General features: G+C 72.2%; 16 protein-coding genes and 1 tRNA gene. 12 read left to right on the forward strand and 5 right to left on the reverse strand.

Translation table 11 applies throughout. The features are described 5' to 3' along the window. Positions 1-168: 168 nt before the first annotated feature. Genes AB0O07_RS03285 through AB0O07_RS03320 form a run of 8 tightly spaced genes read left to right on the forward strand, consistent with a single transcriptional unit; the run spans position 169 to position 8,356 of the window. Entirely contained in the window at positions 169-1,341 is a 1,173-nt protein-coding gene (locus AB0O07_RS03285) for an inositol-3-phosphate synthase (RefSeq protein ID WP_365626030.1), read from the forward strand. After that, positions 1,338-2,378 (forward strand): SCO3242 family prenyltransferase, encoded by a 1,041-nt coding sequence (locus tag AB0O07_RS03290; RefSeq protein ID WP_365626033.1) that lies wholly within the window; start codon positions 1,338-1,340, stop codon positions 2,376-2,378. Before AB0O07_RS03285 ends, AB0O07_RS03290 begins: the two co-directional genes overlap by 4 nt. After that, positions 2,375-3,220, forward strand: coding sequence for a sugar phosphate isomerase/epimerase family protein (locus AB0O07_RS03295; RefSeq protein WP_365626036.1), 846 nt, complete (start codon positions 2,375-2,377; stop codon positions 3,218-3,220). Before AB0O07_RS03290 ends, AB0O07_RS03295 begins: the two co-directional genes overlap by 4 nt. Continuing rightward, positions 3,217-3,828 carry an EboA domain-containing protein gene (locus tag AB0O07_RS03300; protein ID WP_365626039.1) on the forward strand — a complete coding sequence of 204 codons (612 nt, stop codon included), beginning with the start codon at positions 3,217-3,219 and terminating at the stop codon, positions 3,826-3,828. Before AB0O07_RS03295 ends, AB0O07_RS03300 begins: the two co-directional genes overlap by 4 nt. Beyond that, the gene (locus AB0O07_RS03305) at positions 3,828-4,676 is read left to right on the forward strand and encodes a TatD family hydrolase (RefSeq protein WP_365626042.1); all 849 of its coding nucleotides are present in this window, start codon (positions 3,828-3,830) and stop codon (positions 4,674-4,676) included. The genes AB0O07_RS03300 and AB0O07_RS03305 overlap by 1 nt, the downstream gene beginning before the upstream one ends. A gap of 4 nt (positions 4,677-4,680) precedes the next feature. Then, the gene (eboE, locus tag AB0O07_RS03310; RefSeq protein WP_365626045.1) at positions 4,681-5,850 is read left to right on the forward strand and encodes a metabolite traffic protein EboE; all 1,170 of its coding nucleotides are present in this window, start codon (positions 4,681-4,683) and stop codon (positions 5,848-5,850) included. Then, positions 5,847-7,286, forward strand: a complete 1,440-nt coding sequence (locus tag AB0O07_RS03315; protein ID WP_365626048.1) for a nucleotide pyrophosphatase/phosphodiesterase family protein — start codon at positions 5,847-5,849, stop codon at positions 7,284-7,286. The genes eboE and AB0O07_RS03315 overlap by 4 nt, the downstream gene beginning before the upstream one ends. Next, on the forward strand, positions 7,283-8,356 hold the full coding sequence (locus AB0O07_RS03320) for a sugar phosphate isomerase/epimerase (RefSeq protein WP_365626050.1): 1,074 nt from the start codon (positions 7,283-7,285) through the stop codon (positions 8,354-8,356). Before AB0O07_RS03315 ends, AB0O07_RS03320 begins: the two co-directional genes overlap by 4 nt. Positions 8,357-8,425: 69 nt before the next feature. On the opposite strand, the gene AB0O07_RS03325 is transcribed toward AB0O07_RS03320, so the two are convergent. The 4 genes from AB0O07_RS03325 to AB0O07_RS03340 all read right to left on the reverse strand — a co-directional run bounded on the left by AB0O07_RS03325 (position 8,426) and on the right by AB0O07_RS03340 (position 15,063). Continuing rightward, positions 8,426-9,814, reverse strand: coding sequence for an OFA family MFS transporter (locus AB0O07_RS03325; RefSeq protein WP_365626053.1), 1,389 nt, complete (start codon positions 9,812-9,814; stop codon positions 8,426-8,428). 141 nt (positions 9,815-9,955) lie between these two features. After that, complete coding sequence (locus tag AB0O07_RS03330) at positions 9,956-12,097, reverse strand: acetate--CoA ligase family protein (RefSeq protein ID WP_365626056.1); 2,142 nt, start codon at positions 12,095-12,097, stop codon at positions 9,956-9,958. Beyond that, positions 12,097-13,359, reverse strand: a complete 1,263-nt coding sequence (gene frc / locus AB0O07_RS03335; protein ID WP_365626059.1) for a formyl-CoA transferase — start codon at positions 13,357-13,359, stop codon at positions 12,097-12,099. Before frc ends, AB0O07_RS03330 begins: the two co-directional genes overlap by 1 nt. A gap of 12 nt (positions 13,360-13,371) precedes the next feature. Beyond that, positions 13,372-15,063, reverse strand: a complete 1,692-nt coding sequence (locus AB0O07_RS03340; protein WP_365626062.1) for a thiamine pyrophosphate-binding protein — start codon at positions 15,061-15,063, stop codon at positions 13,372-13,374. A 163-nt stretch (positions 15,064-15,226) separates the two neighbouring features. Between AB0O07_RS03340 and sucC the strand changes: the two genes are divergently transcribed. The 4 genes from sucC to AB0O07_RS03360 all read left to right on the forward strand — a co-directional run bounded on the left by sucC (position 15,227) and on the right by AB0O07_RS03360 (position 19,022). Continuing rightward, a complete protein-coding gene (sucC, locus tag AB0O07_RS03345) occupies positions 15,227-16,360 on the forward strand; it encodes an ADP-forming succinate--CoA ligase subunit beta (protein ID WP_365626065.1) in 1,134 nt (377 codons plus the stop codon). A 13-nt stretch (positions 16,361-16,373) separates the two neighbouring features. After that, complete coding sequence (gene sucD, locus AB0O07_RS03350; RefSeq protein WP_365626068.1) at positions 16,374-17,276, forward strand: succinate--CoA ligase subunit alpha; 903 nt, start codon at positions 16,374-16,376, stop codon at positions 17,274-17,276. Between the two features lie 18 nt (positions 17,277-17,294). Beyond that, positions 17,295-18,839 (forward strand): aldehyde dehydrogenase family protein, encoded by a 1,545-nt coding sequence (locus AB0O07_RS03355; protein WP_365626071.1) that lies wholly within the window; start codon positions 17,295-17,297, stop codon positions 18,837-18,839. Between the two features lie 98 nt (positions 18,840-18,937). Next, positions 18,938-19,022, forward strand: a tRNA-Leu gene (locus tag AB0O07_RS03360). 78 nt (positions 19,023-19,100) lie between these two features. Here the strand turns inward: AB0O07_RS03360 and AB0O07_RS03365 are convergent. Beyond that, a complete protein-coding gene (locus AB0O07_RS03365; protein ID WP_365626074.1) occupies positions 19,101-20,777 on the reverse strand; it encodes an alpha/beta hydrolase in 1,677 nt (558 codons plus the stop codon). Positions 20,778-20,985 lie beyond the last annotated feature (208 nt).

Genomic DNA, 20,985 nt, shown 5'->3' on the forward strand with positions numbered 1-20,985 from the left:
GCGGGCGGGGAGGCGCCGTACCCCCCGCCCGCCGTCCACCACGGACCCCACCTCGTCACCGACCCCACCCCACCGCCGACCACACCTCGTCACCGACCCCACCCCGCCACCGACCGCACCTCATCACCGACCACCCCGCCACCGACCCCCCACCGGCAGGAGGCAGCCGTGACCACGACCGGTACGGAATCGACAGCAGCGCACCCGGCCCCGGCCTCGGCTCAGGCCCCGGCCGCCGGGCGCACCGGAGTCTGGTTCGTCGGAGCCCGCGGCTCCGTCGCCACCACGGCCGTCGCCGGATGCGCGGCCGTCACCGCGGGACTCCACCCCCCGACCGGCATGGTCACGGAGACCCCGCCCTTCGCCCGCGCCCATCTGCCCGCCCTCTCCTCCCTCGTCTTCGGCGGCCACGACACCGCGAGCTGCCCGCTGCCCAAGCGCGCCGAGGCGCTCACCGCCGCCGGGGTGCTGCCGCACGGGCTGCCCGCCGCGATCCACACCGAACTCGCCGCCGCCGACCGGGAGATACGGCCCGGCGGACCCGGGCCCGGCGACACCAGGAGCGACGACGAGCTCATCGCGGCGTTCGCCGACGACCTCACCGACTTCGCCCGGCGCACCGGTGTCGCCCGTACCGTCGTCGTCAACGTCTCCTCCACCGAGGCCGAACCCGCCCCCGACGACCCCCGGCTGCCCGCCAGCTCGCTCTACGCCGCCGCCGCGCTCCGGGCGGGGTGCGGCTATGTCAACTTCACCCCCTCCACCGGGGTGCGCACCGAAGCCCTCACCGCCGACGCGCAGGCCCGCGGACTTCCCCACGCGGGCCGCGACGGCAAGACCGGCCAGACGCTGCTCCGCTCCGTCCTCGCGCCGATGTTCGTCCAGCGGTCCCTGGCCGTACGCGCCTGGTCCGGTACGAACCTGCTCGGCGGCGGAGACGGGGCGGCGCTGGCCGACCCGGCGGCAGCGGCGGCGAAGAACGCCGGCAAGGAGCGCGTCCTCGCCGACACCCTGGGCGCCGCGCCCGAGGGCGAGGTCCATATCGACGACGTGCCCGCGCTCGGCGACTGGAAGACCGCCTGGGACCACATCGCCTTCGAGGGGTTCCTCGGCTCCCGTATGGTCCTCCAGACCATCTGGCAGGGGTGCGACTCCGCGCTCGCCGCGCCGCTCGTCCTCGACCTGGCCCGCCTGGTCGCCCGCGCCCACGAGGCGGGGATCAGCGGCCCGGTGCCCGGACTCGGCTTCTACTTCAAGGACCCGGACGGCGGCCCCGCCGCGCTCGCCGAACAGTTCACCGAACTCCTCGCCCTCGCCGACCGCCTGGGGGAAACCGGATGACCCAGCCCCCACCACCGGACTCCGCGGCTCCCACGCCGGACTCCCCGCGTCCGATGCCGGACGCCCCGGGCTCCGTGCCGCGCACCCCGAGTCCTCTGTCCGGCACCCCGGCCCCCGCCCGGAACACCCCCCGCGCCTGGGCCGAACTGCTGCGGGTCTCCGCGCTGTTCACCGTCCCCGGTGACGCGCTCGCCGGTGCCGCCGTGCTCGGGGCACGACCGGGGCGTACCACCGCGCTCGCCGTGGGCGCCTCGCTCTGCCTGTACGAGGCGGGCATGGCGCTCAACGACTGGGCCGACCGGGACGAGGACGCCGTCGACCGGCCGCACCGGCCGATCCCCTCGGGCCGGGTCTCCCCGCCCGCCGCGCTCGCCGCCGCCGGGGCGCTCACCGTCGCCGGAGTGGCGCTCGCCGCCCGCGCCGGGCGGCCCGCTTTCGCGGTCTCCACCGCGCTGGCCGCCACCGTCTGGTCGTACGACCTCCACCTCAAACACACCGTCGCCGGCCCGGTCGCGATGGGCGCCGCCCGCTCCCTCGACCTGCTGCTCGGCGCCACCGCCACCGCGGGGGCGGCGCCGGGCGCCGGGGGAGGGGCGGTCCGGGCCGCGCTCCCGGCCGCCGCCGCGCTCGGCGTGCACACCGCCGCCGTCACCACCGTCTCCCGCCGCGAGGCACACGGCGGCTCCACCGCCCTGCCGCTCGCCGCCCTCGCGGTGACCGGCGCCATCGGAACTCTTCTCGGCCGCCGCCGGCCGAAGAGTTCCGGAACGGCCCGCACCGCAGGACCGGCCGGCCCCCGCGCCCTCACCGCCGGGCTCGCCGCCGCCTACGCCGCCACCGCGGGCCGCCCCCTGCTGCACGCCGCGCTCAACCCCTCCCCGCCCCTCACCCAGCGCGCCGTCGGCGGCGGCATCCGCGCCATGATCCCGCTCCAGGGCGCGCTCGCCGCACGCGGCGGCGCCGCCGGGGTGGCGCTGGGCGTCATGGCGCTGGCACCGCTCGCCCGCACCGTCGCACGGAAAGTGAGCCCCACATGAGACCCCGCTACGGATACGGCACCAACGGGCTCACCGACCTCCGCCTCGACGACGCCCTCGGCCTCCTCGCCGACCTCGGCTACGAGGGCGTCGGCCTCACCCTCGACCATATGCACCTCGACCCCCTGGCGCCCGAACTCGCCGACCGCACCCGCCGGGTGGCCCGCCGGCTCACCGCGCTCGGGCTCGATGTGACCGTCGAGACCGGCGCCCGCTACATCCTCGACCCGCGCCGCAAACACGGCCCCACCCTCCTCGACCCCGACCCGGCCGGCCGCGCCGCCCGGACCCGGCTCCTCGTCACCGCCGTCCAGGTCGCCGCCGACCTCGGCGCCCACGCCGTGCACTGCTTCAGCGGCGTCACCCCCGAGGGCACCGACCCCGACACCGCGTGGAAGCGGCTCGAAGAGGCGATGGGCCCGGTGCTCGACGCCGCCGACAGAGCCGGGATCCCGCTCGCCGTAGAACCCGAGCCGGGCCACCTCGTCGGGGACCTCGCCGCCTTCCACACCCTCCGCCACCGCCTCGGCGACCCGCCCCACCTCGGCCTCACCCTCGACATCGGCCACTGCCAGTGCCTGGAGCCCGCCTCGCCCGCCGCGTGCGTACGGGAGGCCGCGCCGTGGCTGCGCCATGTGCAGATCGAGGACATGCGGCGCGGCGTCCACGAACACCTCCCCTTCGGCGACGGCGAGATCGACTTCCCGGCGGTGCTCGACGCGCTCGCCGCCACCGGCTACCAGGGGCTGACCGTCGTCGAGCTGCCCCGGCACTCCCACGCCGGACCCGAACTCGCCCGCAGATCCATGGAGTTCCTCCGCGCCCAGGAGGTACGGGCATGACCGCCACCCGCGCCGAACTCGCCGCCCGCCTCGCCCCCGACGCCACCGGCTGGCTCGACACCGCGCTCGCCGAGGCCACCGAAGCCGCCCGAGGGGCCGGAGAGCGGGACGAGAGCACCGCCGCCCCCTGGGAGCTCCGCTTCGCCGCCGCCGGCCGGCACTGCGGCCAGGACCACGCGGACGCCGTCCGCACCCTCCTGCTCCGCCGCGCGGCGGCGGGACCCGCCACCCTCACCCGGCTCTACCAGCGGGGCAGCGCCGCCGAACGGCGCGCCGTGCTGCTCGCCCTGCCGGACCTCCTCACCGGACCCGGCGCCCTGCACCTGGCCGAGGACGCGCTGCGGACCAACGACCCCCGGCTCCTCGCCGCCGCCGTGGGACCGTACGCCGCCACCCACCTCGACGCGCACGGCTGGCGGCACGCCGTCCTCAAATGCCTCTTCACCGGGGTACCGCTGGACGCCGTCGCCTGCCTGGGCCCGCGCGCCCACCGGGATGCCGAACTCGCCCGTATGCTCCGCGACTTCGCGGAGGAACGCGCGGCGGCCGGCCGTCCCGTACCCGCCGACCTGCACCGCGTGCTCCACCTCACCGGCGAGGAGTCCTGATGCGCATCTTCGACCCCCACATCCATATGACGTCCCGCACCACGGACGACTACCGGGCGATGTACGCCGCCGGGGTACGCGCCCTGGTCGAGCCCTCCTTCTGGCTCGGCCAGCCCCGTACCTCGCCCGCCAGCTTCTACGACTACTTCGACGCCCTGCTCGGCTGGGAGCCCTTCCGCGCCGCCCAGTACGGCATCGCACACCACTGCACCCTCGCCCTCAACCCCAAGGAGGCGGGCGACCCGAGGTGCGTCCCGGTCCTGGAGGAGCTGCCCCGCTACCTCGTCAAGGACGGCGTCGTCGCCGTCGGCGAGATCGGCTACGACTCCATGACCCCGGCCGAGGACACCGCGCTCGCCGCCCAGCTCCAGCTCGCGGCCGACCACGCGCTGCCCGCGCTCGTCCACACCCCGCACCGCGACAAGCTCGCCGGGCTCCGCCGCACCATCGACGTGGTACGGGAATCCGCCCTCGACCCGGAGTGGGTGCTCCTCGACCACCTCAACGAGACCACCGTCAAGGAGGCCGCCGACAGCGGCAGTTGGCTCGGTTTCTCCATCTACCCGGACACCAAGATGGACGAGGAGCGGATGGTCGCCGTCCTCAAGGCCCACGGCACCGCGAAGGTCCTCGTCAACTCGGCCGCCGACTGGGGCAACAGCGACCCCCTCAAGACCCGCAAGGTCGCCGACGCGATGCTCGCCGCCGGGTTCACCGCCGACGACGTCGACCAGGTGCTCTGGCGCAACCCCGTGGAGTTCTACGGACTCAGCGGCCGGCTCCAGCTCGACGTCCCCGTCCCGGACGCCCTCCACGAAGGCAACTCCGTACTGCGCGGAGGGGAATGAGCCGATGCGCTTCCGCCACCCCGACGGCTCCACCGTCCACCTCGCGTACTGCACCAACGTCCACCCCGCCGAGACCCTGGACGGCGTCCTCGCCCAACTCCGCGACCACTGCGAACCGGTACGGAGAAAACTCGGCCGCGACCGGCTCGGCATCGGCCTCTGGCTCGCCAGGGACGCCGCCCAGGCCCTCGTCAACGACCCGGCCCAACTCCGCGCCCTCCGGGGCGAACTCGACCGGCGCGGCCTGGAGGTCGTCACCCTCAACGGCTTCCCGTACGAGGGGTTCGGCGCCGAAGAGGTCAAGTACCGCGTGTACGAGCCGAACTGGGCCCACCCCGAACGGCTCGCCTACACCGCCGACCTGGCCCGGCTGCTCGCCGCGCTCCTCCCCGACGATGTCACCGAAGGCTCGGTCTCCACCCTGCCGCTCGGCTGGCGCACCGTCTGGGACGAGGCCGCCGACCGCACCGCCCACACCGCGCTCACCACCCTCACCGGGCGGCTCGACGCGCTGGCCGAGCTGACCGGCAAGTCCATCCGGATCGCCCTCGAACCCGAGCCCGGCTGCATCGTCGAGACCACCGCCGACGCCATCGCCCCGCTCACCGCGCTCCCCGGCGACCGGATCGGCATCTGCGTCGACACCTGCCATCTCGCCACCGCCTTCGAGGACCCCGCCACCGCCTTCGACGCGCTGGACGCCGCCCGGATCCCCATCCCCAAGGCCCAGCTCTCCGCCGCCCTGCACGCCGAGCACCCGCACCTCCCCGAGGTCCGGGAGGCCCTGCGCGCCTTCGCGGAACCCCGCTTCCTCCACCAGACCAGGACCAGCACGGCGGCCGGGCTGCGCGGCACCGACGACCTGGACGAGGCGCTGGCCGGCGACGCCCTGCCCGAAGGGGCGCCCTGGCGCGCCCACTTCCACGTACCCCTGCACGCCCCGCCCGCCCCGCCGCTCACCTCCACCCTCCCCGTACTCCGGGCGGCGCTCGCCCGGCTGGTCGGCGGCGCCACCCCGCGCACCCGCCATCTGGAGGTCGAGACCTACACCTGGCAGGCGCTCCCGCCGGAGCTGCGCCCCCGCTCGCGCGGCCGGCTCGCCGAGGGCATCGCCGCCGAACTCATCCTGGCCAGAGACCTGCTGGTCGACCTCGGCCTCAAGGAGCTGCCATGAGCGACACCCCGGAGCAGGCCCCCGACGCCGCCCGCCCCACCCCGCTCCTCGTCCTGGACGTCGTCGGCCTCACCCCGGCGCTGCTCCGCCACATGCCGCACCTCACCGAACTCGCCGAGAACGGCTCGCGGGCCCCGCTCTCCACCGTCCTGCCCGCCGTCACCTGCAGCGCCCAGTCCACCTTCCTCACCGGCACCCTCCCCGCCGAACACGGCATCGTCGGCAACGGCTGGTACTTCCGCGAACTCGGCGACGTACTGCTCTGGCGCCAGCACAACGGGCTCGTCTCCGGCGACAAGCTCTGGGACGCGGCCCGCCGCGCCCACCCCGGCTACACCGTCGCCAACGTCTGCTGGTGGTACGCGATGGGCGCCGACACCGACTACACCGTCACCCCGCGCCCCGTCTACTACGCCGACGGCCGCAAGGAGCCCGACTGCTACACCCGGCCACCCGAACTCCACGACGAACTCACCGCGGAACTCGGCACCTTCCCCCTCTTCCACTTCTGGGGACCCGGCGCCGACCTCGTCTCCTCCCAGTGGATCGTGGACGCCACCCGCCACCTGATCGCCACCCGCCGCCCCGATCTCGCCCTCACCTACGTCCCGCACCTCGACTACGACCTCCAGCGGTACGGCCCCGACGACCCCCGCTCGCACCGCGCCGCCGCCGAACTCGACGCCGTCCTCGCCCCGTTGCTCGCCGACGCGCGCGCCGAAGGCCGTACGGTCGTGGCGCTCTCCGAGTACGGCATCACCCCGGTCTCCCGACCCGTCGACATCAACCGCGCCCTGCGCAGGGCCGGGCTGCTGGAGGTCCACACCCAGGACGGCATGGAGTACCTCGACCCGATGGCCTCCCGCGCCTTCGCCGTCGCCGACCACCAGCTCGCCCATGTCTACGTACGCCGCCCGGAGGACCTGGACGCCACCCGCGAGGCCCTGAAGGACCTCGAAGGGCTCGGCGAACTCCTCGACGACGAGGGCAAGAAGGCGGCCGGGCTGGACCATCCGCGCTCCGGCGAGCTGGTGGCCGTCGCGGAGCCGGACGCCTGGTTCACGTACTACTACTGGCTGGACGACGCACGGGCCCCGGACTTCGCGCAGCTCGTGGAGATCCACCGCAAGCCCGGGTACGACCCCGTCGAACTCTTCATGGACCCCCTGGACCCCTATGTCCGGGTCAAGGCCGCCACCGCCATCGCCCGCAAGAAGCTCGGCATGCGGTACCGGCTCGCGGTGGTCCCCCTCGACCCTTCCCCCATCCGGGGCAGCCACGGACGGCTCCCCGCGAGCGACGACGAAGGTCCGCTCATCCTCTGTTCCACCCCCCGTGCCGTCGGCGACCGCGTCGCGGCCACCGACGTCAAGAGCCTGCTCCTCCACCTCGCCGGAGTGCACGGACCCGCCACCACAGAAGGAGTTCCGGAATGAGCCGCAAGACCCCCGCAGACCCCGAACTCGCCCACAGACTCAGCCGGCGCGGCATGCTCGGTGTCGCCGCAGGAGCCACCGCGGCGGCGGTCGTCGGCGGCACGGCACTCGCCTCCCCGGCCGCCGCCCACGGCCAGGGCCACGGACCCGGCCATGGCACCACGCCCGGTCACGGCCACGGCAAGGGCCAGCCCGTCCTGCCGCCGGGACGCCTCGGCATCCAGCTCTACTCGCTCCGCGACAAGGTCTCCACCATCGGCTTCGCCAAGGTCTTCGACGAGCTGGAGCGGTTCGGCTACGACGAGATCGAGTTCGCCGGATACACCCAGGGCAGCGTCGGCGCCATCACCCTGCGCCAGCTCAAGCGGCTCGCCAGGGACCACGGCCTCAAGCCCATCGGCAGCCATGTCAACTACGCCGACGACAGCAACCCCGACGCCTACAGCTTCGCCCAGAACCTCACCAAGGTGCTGGACGACGCCCAGGAACTCGGCCTGGAGCACATAGGCACCGCGTCCGGACCCTTCCGGTACGGCTCCACCGTCGACGCCTGGAAGCGGGCCGCCGCCGACTTCAACGCGTACGGCGCGGCGGCGAAGCGGCGCGGCATGAAGTTCTACCAGCACAACCACGCGGAGGAGTTCTCCTTCGCCACCGACCGGCCCAACGTACGCCTCTACGACGTCCTGCTCGCCGAGACCGACCCCGACCTGGTCTACCTGGAGATGGACATCTACTGGGCGTACACCGCGCAGTTCCGCTTCAGCAGGACCCCGGACGGCCGGCCCGCGCCGCTCGACCCGCTGAAGTACGTCCTCAAGCAGCCCCACCGCTACCCGCTCTTCCATGTGAAGGACGGCATCGAGGACGACACGACCCGCGACGGCTACCGCATGGTCGACGTCGGCGACGGTGACATCGACTACCGGCGCTTCATCTCCGCCGTCAACAAGACCCACAACGGGCGGCGCGCCCACCACTGGCAGGTCGAGCACGATCAGCCGGTCGACTCCATCGAGTTCGCCCGCAAGTCCTCGGCCCATCTGCACGGGCTCCGCGAGAAGCGGTAACGGCCCGGCTCCTGTGGACGACAGCGGTCCTCCGCACGGTGGTCGCCCACCGTGCGGAGGACCGCGCTGTCACTCGGCCTCGCGGCCGATCGGATTCGGGTTGGGCCGGATCCGCTTGATGTCCGGCCTCCCCGGCGCCCTCAGGAAGAACGCGAGCACGGCCGAGGCGATCCCGATGGACCCGGCGATGACAAAGGCGCCCCGGTACCCCCAGGCACCCACCACGACGGCCCCGACCCCGGAGCCCACCAGCCCCGAGACCAGCTTCGAGCTGTAGACCATGCCGTAGTTCGAGGCGTTGTTGTTCTCGCCGAAGTAGTCCGCCGTCATCGCCGCGAAGAGCGGGAAGATCGCGCCGCCGCCGAACCCGGAGACCATCGAGCAGAGCAGGAAGAACGGCATACTGCCCAGCGTCCCGGAGATCAGCACACCGTACTGCGCACACCCCAGCACCACACAGACCAGCACCAGGGTGTGGCGGCGCCCGTACCGGTCGGAGATCCAGCCGATGACACCGCGCCCCGTCCCGTTCACGATCGCCTTGAGCGACATCGCCGTGGCCACGATCCCGCCCGCGAACCCCATGTCCTTGCCGAACGGCACCTGGAAGGCGATGCCGAAGATGTTGATGCCCGCCGTGCAGAGCAGGCAGAACCACATCATCCACAGCACCGGCGTACGGGCCGCCTCCCTCGGTGTGTACTGCTTCACCGCCGGCGGGTTCTTCGCCAGCGCCCGCCGCACCCTCGGGTCGTCGGAGACCTTCAGCGGGTCGGCGCCCTGGGGCCACCAGTACTTCGGCGGGTCCTTGAAGAACCACCCGGCCACACCGACGACGAGGCAGCAGGCCAGCCCGGCGGAGACCAGCACACGCTGGAAGTTGCTCAGGTCCAGATACGCGGTGAAGAGAAAGACGAACGGCACCGAACCGTACGCGAAACCGCCGTTGACCAGCCCCGTCTTCCCTCCCTTGCGCTCCGGGTACCACTTGCCGACCATGTTGACGCAGGTCGCGTAGACCAGACCGGCCCCGATCCCGCTGAACATCCCGAAGCCGAAGTACGCCACGATGACATGCGGGGCGTACGCCAGCGAGAGATACCCCAGGAACGTCCCCAGCGCGCCCAGCATCATGGCGTACCGGGCGGGCAGCCGCCCGCTCTCCCTGAGCTGCCCGGCCGGGAAGGCCACGGCCGCCTGGAAGAAGACCCAGACGCCCATCAGCCAGAAGATGTGCCCACTGCTCCAGAGATGGGCCTGGTGCAGGGTGTCCTCCGCGGAGGTGAACGCGTACTCCGACGAGCTGATCCCGAGCATGCCCATCCACGGGAAGAGCACCATCGTCCAGCGGGGACGCCCCATGATGTCCCGGTCGCTCTCACCGATCCGGTACACGCGTCCGTTGCGGTCCGTCACCTCGTGATAGGGCACGGACGTGTTGAGTTGAGTCGTTGTCATCGAGGTCGAGCACCCCTTGCATCACTTGCAGCGAAAGAACTGGCCAGCGCCCCCTGTCCAAAAACTTTCGTGCTGTGCGGGTGAGGTCAGGCCATCAACCACCTCCTGCCGGCTCGTCCGCCACCGTCCGCCGCCCGGCCGTCACAGCAGCCCCGCCGCCCTCGCCCAGCGGTACTTCGCGCCGAGCACTTCGACCGGCCGTTCCGTGGTGTACGGGTAGGCCACCACCCCGTGGTCGAAGAGGTACCGGCACGCCTCCTCGACCTCCACATCGCCCGCGAGGGAGGCCACCACCGGCTTCTCCACCCCCCGCGCCCGGAACTCGCCCACCACCCGGGCCGTCAGCTCCGCGAAGACCATCGGCGGGGTGACGATCGTGTGCCAGTAGCCGAGGACCAGCGCATGGATCCGCGGGTCCTCCAGCCCCAGCCGGATGGTCGCCTCGTACGTGGCGGGCGGCTCGCCCCCGGTGATGTCCACCGGGTTGCCCGCGGCGCCGAACGGCGGGATGAACGCGCGGAACGCCTCGTCGAGATCGGGCGGGATCTCCATCAGGGTCAGCCCGTTGTCCACGATCGCGTCCGACAGCAGCACCCCGGAACCGCCGGCGCCGGTGATGATGACGACGTTGTCACCGCGCGGCGTGGGAAGCACCGGCAGCGCCCGCGCGTACTCCAGCATCTCCCCGAGCCCCGGCGCCCTGATCACCCCGGCCTGCCGCAGGATGTCGTCGTACACCGCGTCGTCCCCGGCGAGCGCCCCGGTATGGGAGCCGGCCGCCCGCGCCCCCGCCGCCGTGCGGCCCGCCTTGAGCACGACCACCGGCTTCCTCGGTACGGTGGCCCGCGCCGCCGCGACGAACGCGCGGCCGTCCTTCAGGTCCTCCAGATGCATCGCCACGCACTCGGTGCGCTCGTCCTCGGCGAACCAGGTCAGCAGGTCGTCCTCGTCCAGGTCCGACTTGTTGCCCAGACCGACGATGGCGGAGACCCCCGTCCTGGTGGTCCGCGCGAAGCCGAGGACGGCCATCCCGATCCCGCCGGACTGCGAGGTCAGCGCCACCCCGCCCTTCACGTCGTACGGGGTGCAGAAGGTGGCGCAGAGGTCCTGCCAGGTGGAGTAGTAGCCGTAGATGTTCGGCCCCAGCAGGCGCACCCCGTGCTCCTCGGCGATCGCCACCAGCCTTTCCTGGAGGGCGTGTTCGCCGGTCTCCGCGAAGCCGGACGGGATCAGCACCGCGTTCGGGATGCCCTTGCGGCCCACCTCCTCCAGCGCGGCCGGCACAAAGCGCGCGGGGATCGCGAAGACCGCCACATCGGGCTCACCGGGAACATCCATCACGCTCTTGTACGCCTTGCGGCCGAGGATGTCATCGGCCTTCGGGTTCACCGGGTGGATATCGCCGGAAAATCCCCCCTCCACGAGGTTGCGCATCACCGAATTGCCGATCTTTCCCGCCTCGTTGGAGGCCCCGATCACCGCCACCGAGGTCGGCTTCATCAGCCGCCGCATCGAGGCCAGGATCTCCTCGCGGCCGTACCGGCGCCGCGCGGCGGGGCGTTCCCCGGCGAGCAGGATCCGGACATCGGCGGCCATCACCCCGCCGGCCGAGGCGAAGACCGGGTTGAGGTCGACCTCCGCGATCTCCGGGAAGTCCGCGGCGAGTCGGGAGACCTTCACGATCAGGCCGGCGAGCGCGTCGCGGTCGACCGGGGGAGCGCCGCGCACCCCGCGCAGGATCTCCGCCGCGCGGATCCCGTCGAGCATCGACAGCGCGTCGTCCTCGGTGGCGGGCGCCAGCCGGAAGGTGACGTCCTTGAGGACCTCCACCAGCACCCCGCCGAGCCCGAACGCCACGACCGGGCCGAAGGTCGGGTCGGTCACCGTGCCGATCAGCACCTCGGTCCCGGCGGGCACCATCTGCTGGATCTGCACCCCCAGGATGCGCGCATCGGGGTCGTACGTACGGGCGTTGGCGACGATCGCGGTGAACGCGCCGCGCACCTCGGCCGCCGAGGCGACCCCGACCCGGACGCCGCCCGCCTCCGTCTTGTGGGTGATCTCCGGCGAGACGATCTTCATCGCCACCGGGAAGCCGATCCGGTCGGCCAGCGCCACCGCCTCGTCCGCGCTCTCGGCCAGCGCCTCGGCCGGGGTGGGGATCCCGTACGCGTCCGTGACGGCCTTGCCCTCGGGCGCGGTGAGCGCGGTGCGCCCCTGTGCCAGTGCTCCGTCCAGCAGCGCGCGCACGGCCGCCCTGCTCTCCTCGGTGGTGTCCGCCACTAGATGACTCCGTTCGTCTTGAGAAGCCGCAATTCCTCGTCGCCCAGGCCGAGTTCGCCCACGTACACCTCCGCGTTGTGCTCACCGAGCAGCGGAGAGGTGACGACCTCGACGGGGGAGTCGGAGAGTTTCAGCGGGCTGCCCACCGTGGTGAACGAGCCGCGCTCGGGGTGGGGGACCTCGACGACCATCTCGTTGGCCGCGAGCGAGGCGTCCTCGATGATCTCCTTGGTGGAGAGGATCGGGCCGCAGGGGATGTTGTGGGCGTTGAGCCGCTCCAGCACCTCCCACTTGGGGAGGGTCGCCGTCCACTCCTCGATGAGCTGGAACATCTTGCCGAGCTTGGGCAGCCGCGCCTCGGGCGTCGCCCACTCGGGGTCGTCCGCCAGCTCGGGGCGGCCCATCAGCTCGGTCACCGGCCGCCACCCCACCGGCTGCACGATCACATAGACGTAGTCGTTGGGGCCGCCGGGCGCGCACTTGACGGCCCAGCCGGGCTGGCCGCCGCCGCTCGCGTTGCCGCTGCGCGGCACCTGGTCGCCGAAGTCCTCGTTGGGGTACTCGGCGAGCGGGCCGTGCGCGAGCCGCTGCTGGTCGCGGAGTTTGACCCGGCAGAGGTTGAGCACGGCGTGCTGCATCGCCACATTGACCCGCTGGCCGCGCCCGGTGTGCTCGCGCTGGAAGAGCGCGGCGAGGATCCCGGCGGCGGCGTGCACCCCGGTGCCCGAGTCGCCGATCTGGGCGCCGGTGGCGAGCGGCGGCCCGTCCTCGAAGCCGGTGGTGGCCATCGAGCCGCCCATGGCCTGCGCGACCACCTCGTACGCCTTGAAGTTGGTGTACGGGCCCTCGCCGAACCCCTTGATGGAGGCGTACACGATCCGCGGGTTGATCTCCTGGACCCGCTCCCAGGTGAAGCCCATCCGGTCCACGGCGCCCGGACCGAAGTTCTCCACCAGCACATCGGAGCGGCGGATGAGTTCGGTCAGCAGCTCCTTGCCGCGCTCCGTCTTGACGTTGAGGGTGATGGAGCGCTTGTTGCAGTTGAGCATCGTGAAGTAGAGCGAGTCGACGTCGGGCAGATCGCGGAGCTGCTTGCGGGTGATGTCACCGCTCGGCGCCTCCAGCTTCACCACATCCGCGCCGAGCCACCCCAGCAACTGCGTTGCGGAGGGCCCCGACTGGACATGGGTCATGTCGAGGACGCGGATTCCGGAGAGCGCCTTGGGGGCGTGGGCGGGCACGGTGTCGAGAGCCTGGGTCATGGGAGGGCTCCTTCACTTGTACATGGTCTGGTTCATGGTTCCGGGGGCGTACGCGTCCGGGTCGACCCAGACGTTGATCAGTGACGGGAGCCCGGACTCGCGGGCGCGCCGCAGGGCGGGCGCGATATCGGCGGGGTCCCGGACCTCCTCGCCGTAACCGCCCAGCATCTGGGCGAACTTGTCGTAGTGGACATCGCCGAGGGTGTTGCCGACCCGCTCGCGCGCCTCGCCGTACTTGGCCTTCTGGCCGTAACGGATCTGGTTCATCGAGGAGTTGTTGCCGACGATGCCGACGAAGGGCAGCCGGTAGCGGACCAGCGTCTCGAAGTCCCAGCCGGTGAGCGAGAAGGCGCCGTCCCCGAAGAGCGCCACCACTTCCTTGTCGGGCCTGGCCTGCTTGGCCGCGAGGACGAAGGGCACACCGACCCCGAGGGTGCCCAGCGGCCCCGGATCCATCCAGTGGCCGGGGGACTTGGGCTGGACGACCTGGCCGGAGAAGGTGACGATGTCGCCGCCGTCCCCGATGTAGATCGAGTCCTCGGTGAGGAAGTCGTTGATCTCGCTGACCAGCCGGTACGGATGGATCGGCGCGGCGTCCGAGCGGAGCTGGGGCAACCGCTTCTCGACGGCGGTCTGTTCGGCGGCGCGCAGCTCGTCCAGCCACGCCTTCCGCCCCGCCGAGCCGCCGTTGAGCCGCCCGCTCGCCGCCTGGGTGACGGAGGAGAGCACCAGACCGGCGTCCCCGACGATCCCCAGGTCGATGTCGCGGTTCTTGCCGACCGTGCGGTAGTCGAGGTCGATCTGGACGACCGTCGCGTCCGGGGAGAGCCGCTTCCCGTACCCCATCCGGAAGTCGAAGGGCGTCCCGACGATGACGATGAGGTCGGCGTTGGCGAAGGCGTAGCGGCGCGAGAGCTGGAAGTGGTGCGGGTCGCCGGGGGCGAGGGTGCCGCGCCCCGCGCCGTTCATGTACGCGGGGACGTTGAGCGTCCGTACCAGCTCGATTGCGGCGTCGGTGGCCCGGGTCGTCCACACCTGGCTGCCCAGCAGGATGGCCGGCTTCTCGGCGTGGACCAGCAGGTCGGCGAGTTTCTCGACCGCCTCGGGGTCGCCGGCCGAGCGGGTCGAGGCCCGGTACCGTCCCGCCGCGGGCACCCGGGCGCGCCCGGCCGGCACCTTGGCGTCGAGCACATCGCGCGGGATCTCCAGGAAGGAGGGTCCCGGGGCGCCGTGGTAGCACTCGCGGAAGGCCATCGAGACCATGTCGGCGGCGCGCGCGGTGTCCGGCACGGTGGCGGCGAACTTGGTGATCGGGGTCATCATGTCGACGTGCGGCAGGTCCTGGAGGGACCCCATCTTGTGCTGGGTGTGCGCCCCTTGGCCGCCGATCAGCAGCAGGGGGGACTCGGCGCGGAAGGCGTTGGCGACCCCCGTGACCGCGTCGGTCGTCCCGGGCCCGGCGGTGACCACAGCGCACCCCGGCTTGCCGGTGATACGGGCGTAGCCGTCCGCCGCGTGGGCGGCGACCTGCTCATGGCGTACGTCGACGACCTCGATCCCCTCGTCGACGCAGCCGTCGTAGATGTCGATGATGTGGCCGCCGCAGAGGGTGTAGACGACCTCGACCCCCTCTGCTTTGAGTGCCTTGGCGACGAGGTGTCCACCGGAGATGAGTTCCTGGTTGTCGTCGTTGTCGTCGGGCATGAGGAGGTCCCTGTCCCTTCGTAGGCCGTCTCGTCGTGGTCGCCTCGCAGTACATTGCATACAGTCGACGAATACTGTATGAAGCTTGTTATCCCGCATCCGGGCGGGTGGTGTCCAGGGGGCGTGCGCCACTTTTCGTCACAGGGGAGCAAGGGGAGCAGCCATGGATCTCTACGAACACCAGGCAAGGGAACTCTTCGCGGAACACGGCATCGCGGTACCACCCGCCGAGGTGGTGACCACCGCCAGGGACGCGGCGCCCGCCGCCCGGCGGCTCGGCGGGCGCGTGGTCGTCAAGGCCCAGGTGAAGACCGGTGGGCGCGGCAAGGCGGGCGGGGTGAAGCTCGCCGCCGACGAGGCGGCGGCCGAACTGACGGCCCGTCGGATGCTCGGCATGGACATCAAGGGCCACACCGTCGAGAAGGTGATGCTGGCCCGACCCGTCGCCATCGACACCGAGTTCTACGTCAGTTACGTGCTCGACCGGGCGGCCGGCACCTTCCTCGCCATCGCCTCGGCCGAGGGCGGCATGGAGATCGAACAGGTCGCGGAGGAACGTCCTGAGGCGGTGGCCCGTATCCCCGTCGACCCGGCGGAAGGCGTCACCGAGGCCGTGGCGGCCCGTATCGCCACCGCCGCCCGGCTCCCCGCCACCGCCGTCCCCGTCCTCCGCGCCCTCTGGCGTGTGCTGGTCGGCGAGGACGCCCTGCTGGTCGAGGTGAACCCCCTCGTCCGCACCACGGACGGGCACCTTGTCGCCCTCGACGGCAAGATCACCCTCGACGACAACGCCCGCTTCCGCCAAGCCCGCTGGGCGGCGGACGGCCCCGAACCCGGCACCAGCCCGCTGGAGACGGAGGCCGCCGCCAAGGGGCTCAACTACGTGAAACTCGACGGCGAGGTCGGCATCATCGGCAACGGCGCCGGCCTGGTGATGTCCACCCTCGACGTGGTGGCCGGCTGCGGCGCCCGCCCCGCCAACTTCCTCGACATCGGGGGCGGCGCCTCCGCCCAGGTGATGGCCGACGGACTCACCGTCATCCTCGCCGACCCGGACGTGAAATCCGTCCTCGTCAACGTGTTCGGCGGCATCACCGCCTGCGACCAGGTCGCCGACGGCATCGTACGGGCCCTGGAGACGGTGACCCTGACCCGGCCCCTGGTGGTCCGGCTCGACGGCAACAACGCGGCACGCGGCCGGGAGATCCTCGCCGGGTGCGCCCATCCGCTCGTACAGCAGGCCACCACCATGGACGGCGCGGCCCGGCGCGCCGCCGACCTCGCACACGCCGGATGAGGAGAGGAACCCCATGGCCATCTTCCTGACCAAGGAGAGCAAGGTACTCGTCCAGGGCATGACCGGCGCCGAGGGGCTGCGGCACACCCGGCGGATGATCGCCGCCGGCACCGCCGTCGTCGGCGGCGTCAACCCCCGCAAGGCCGGCAGCCAGGCCGACATCGACGGCGCCGCCGTGCCCGTCTTCGGCACCGTACGCGAGGGCATGGCGGCCACCGGCGCCGATGTCACCGTCGTCTTCGTCCCGCCGAGGTACGCCAGGGACGCCGTCACCGAGGCCGTGGACGCCGGGATCGGCCTCGCCGTCGTCATCACGGAGGGCATCCCCGTCCACGACACGGTCGCCTTCACCGTGTACGCCCGGGCCCGCTCCACCCGTATCGTCGGCCCCAACTGCCCCGGCGTGATCAGCCCCGGCCACGCCAACGCCGGCATCGTCCCGGCCGACATCGCCCCCGAACCAGGCCGCATAGGACTCGTCTCCAAATCCGGCACCCTCACCTACCAGCTCATGTACGAGCTGCGGGAGACCGGCTTCTCCACCGCCGTCGGCATCGGCGGCGACCCCGTCGTCGGCACCAGCCACATCGACTGCCTCGCCGCCTTCGAGGACGACCCCGAGACCGAACTCGTCGTCCTCATCGGGGAGATCGGCGGCGACGCGGAGGAGCGCGCCGCCGCCTACGCCGCCGAACACCTCACCAAGCCGGTCGTCGGCTACATCGCCGGATTCACCGCGCCCGAGGGACGGACCATGGGCCACGCGGGCGCCATCGTCTCCGGCTCCTCCGGCACCGCAGAGGCCAAGCGCCGGGCCCTGGAGGCGGCCGGCATCCGTGTGGGCGCCACCCCCACCGAGACCGCCCGGCTCGTCCTGGACCATCTCGCGCCCACGCCCGGCACCGCCCATACTTGAGTACGAGCGGAGACCCCCATGGCACCCACCCCACTGATCCTCAAACCGGGTATGGCCTGGTCCGACGCCTGGGAGCGCTGCCTCACCGCCGCGCCCGAGGCCTTCCACGACGACCGGGTGCGGAACCTCTGGGCCGCGTCCTGGCGCTCCGACGGCCGCGCCCTGCCCGCCACCAGCCCCGTCGACGGCACCCCGGTCGCCGGCCCGCCCCGGCTGGACGCCGGCACCGCACGCCAGGCGGTCCGCGCCGCGCTCGACGCGCACCGCGCCTGGCGCCATATCCCGCTGCCCGAGCGCGCCGCCCGTATCGGCGCCACCCTCGACGCCCTCACCGCCCACCGCGACCTGCTCGCCCTCCTCCTCGTCTGGGAGATCGGCAAGCCCTGGCGGCTCGCCCGGGCCGATGTCGACCGGGCCATCGACGGGGTGCGCTGGTACGTGGCGGAGGCCGAGCCGATGGTGGCGGACCGGGCCCCGCTCCCGGGCCCCGTCTCCAACATCGCGAGCTGGAACTACCCGATGTCCGTCCTCGTCCACGCCCTGCTGGTACAGGCACTGGCCGGCAACGCGGTGATCGCCAAGGCACCCACCGACGGCGGCGTCGCCTGCCTCACCCTGGCCTGCGCGCTCGCCGCCCGCGAGGGCGTCCCGGTGACCCTGGTCAGCGGCAGCGGCGGCGAACTCTCCGAGGCGCTGGTACGGGCCCCCGAGATCGGCTGTGTCTCCTTCGTCGGCGGCCGGGACACCGGCGCCGGTATCGCCACCACCCTCGCCGACCTGGGCAAACGCCATGTCCTCGAACAGGAGGGACTGAACACCTGGGGTGTGTGGAACTGCACCGACTTCGCCGCCCTGGCCGCCGTGATCCCCAAACTCTTCGACTACGGCAAGCAGCGCTGCACCGCCTACCCCCGCTTCGTCGTCCAGCGCTCCCTCTTCGCCGAGTTCCTCGCCGCCTACCTCCCCGCCGTCCGCACCGTACGGGTGGGCCACCCGCTCGCCGTAGCCTCGCCGGACGACCCGCCCCCCACCCTCGACTTCGGCCCCCTGATCAACGCCGCCAAGGCCAAGGAACTCTCCGACCAGGTCGGCGAGGCCATCGAACGCGGCGCCGTCCCCCTCCACCGGGCCACCCTGGCCGACGCCCGCCTCCTCCCCGGCCAGGACACCCGCGCCTACTTCGCCCCCGTCACCCTCCTCGACCCGCCCCCGTCCTCCCCGCTCCACTACGCGGAACCCTTCGGCCCGGTCGACACGATCGTCCTGGTCGACACGGAGGCGGAGCTGCTGGCCGCGATGAACGCCTCCAACGGCGCGCTGGTCGCGACGCTCTCCACCGACGACCCCGGGACCTATGCCCGCCTCGCCCCCCAGATCCGCGCCTTCAAGACGGGCCACGGCACCCCCCGCTCCCGGGGCGACCGCGACGAGCTCTTCGGCGGCTTCGGCCACTCCTGGCGCGGCGCCTTCGTCGGCGGCGACCTCCTGGTCCGCGCGGTCACCGAGGGCCCCCCGGACGAACGCCCGCCGGGCAACTTCCCCGACTACCACCTCATGCCCTAGCCGCCACCTCTGACCACCGGATATGTGGGTGAGACACCCCCCGAACCCCTGGTATCGTTGTCTCTGTCGCCGCGGGGAACACCGCGAAACGACCACTCGTCCGGGTGGCGGAATGGCAGACGCGCTAGCTTGAGGTGCTAGTGCCCTTTATCGGGCGTGGGGGTTCAAGTCCCCCCTCGGACACTCGGGAAAACTCCCGGTACGGATCGTTCCGTACCGGGAGTTTCCGTATGTGCACCGTTCTGTGCACCGGGTGACCGGTCAGAAACGGTCCGGAGCGCGCTCGGGCAGCGGAGAGCCGGGAACGATGTCCTTCCCGCGCTGCTGCCGGCGGGCCTCCTCGTTCGAAGCGGGGGTGGCCTGGCAGGTCACGTCCTTCTTCGGGAGCTTGCCGGTGAGCAGGTAGCCGGTGACGGCCGCGTCCGTGCAGGTGTTGCCGCTCGGGTAGACGCCATGGCCCTCCCCGCCGAGGACGGTGACCATCTTCGAGCCCTTCAGGGCGGTGTGCAGCGCCTGGCCGCTGGGGAGCGGGGTCTGCGAGTCCCATTCGTTCTGGACGATCAGGGAGCCGACCTTGTTCTTCACCGTGGTCACCGGCTCCGCCGACTCGTCCCAGAAGGCGCAGGGCTTGATGCTGGACGCGAAGTCGCCGAAGAGCGGGTACCGGCCCCGGTCCGCGATGGCGTCCGCCCGGTAGCTCTCCGGGTCGCGGGACCACGCCGCCGAGTTGTCGCCGCAGACGACGGCCCAGAAGCTCGCCATGCCGTTGTCGTCCACCTCCTCGGCCGCCGTGCCGGGCCCCTGGGCCCGGGCGAACAGCCCGAGCGTCCCCGTCGAGGCAGCCGTACCGGGCGTACCGGACGTACCGGACGTACCGGACGCGCCGGAGGTCCCGGCCGCGGCGTCCCGGACCCTCAGGAAGACCTCGGTGGCGTGCTCCGGGGAGAAGAACGACGGGCGCATACCGCCCCGGATGTCGTCGCCGGTGACCCTCTCGCCGTCGATTTCGATGGGCGTCTCGTCGGCCTGCTCGACCAGGTCCCAGAAGGCCCGGTCCACCTTCTTCGGGGTGTCCCCGAGGCCGTACGTGTCCGAGCGCTCGGCGACCCACTCGGTCCACCGGTGGTACGCGGGCTCGGCGCCCTCCGCCCACCACTGGATCATCCCGCGCCAGGCACGCTCCGGGTCGATCGCGCTGTCCAGCACCATCCGGTCCGACCGGCCCGGGAAGAGCTGGGTGTAGACGGTGCCCAGGTAGGTGCCGTACGAGTACCCCAGGTACGAGAGCTTCTTCTCACCCAGGATCGCCCGGATGACGTCCATGTCGCGCGCGGTGTTGCGCGTGGTGATGTGCGGGAGGGTGTCGCCCGCCTTCTCCTTGCACTTCTCCGCGACGCTCCGGGCCCAGGCGACATCCGTGTCGAACGTCTCCTCCTTGTACGGCCGCAGCCAGTTCCACTCCTTCTCCTCAAGACCGCAGGAGACCGGGGTGGACTCGCCCACCCCGCGCGGGTCGAAGCCGATGAGGTCGTACTTCCCGCGCAACTCCTCGGGAAGCTCTTCCGCCAGCGCCAGCGGCATGAACAGCCCCGGCCCGCCGGGCCCGCCCGGGTTGGAGAACAGCACCCCGAGCCGGTCGGGCGAGGTGGCCCTGATCCGGGATATGGCCACGTCGATCCGGGCGCCCCCGGGATCCTGGTAGTCCAGCGGCACCTTGACCGTGGCGCACTCGAACTCAGCCGGAGTCCCGTCCCCGCACCTCTTCCACTCCGGTTTCTGCCGCGTGTACCGGTCCAGCGCGCCCTTCCCGGCGGCGGAGGACGCGGCGGCCGACGGAGCGGCGGCCGGGGCGGCGGTGGCGGTCGAGGTGGCGAGTACGGGAGCCAGCGTGGCCGTCACACTCACGGCCAACAGGGGCGCGAGACGTCGTCTGCGCACGATATCGATCCTTCCGATCGCATGTTCGGACAGAAAAGATCCTTCAACACCCACCCCACCCCCCGGATCCCTCGCCGGGGTGCACCTTGTCTCCGACCTGGGGATGACACAACGACCCTTACTGGTCCCCGAGTTGTAGGGGCGGTACGGGGCTACGCTGCCCCGCATGACATCACCGACCTGCTACACCTGCGCCAAGGAGGCCCAG

This window comes from Streptomyces sp. NPDC093085 (assembly GCF_040683935.1).
Lineage (GTDB): Bacteria > Actinomycetota > Actinomycetes > Streptomycetales > Streptomycetaceae > Streptomyces.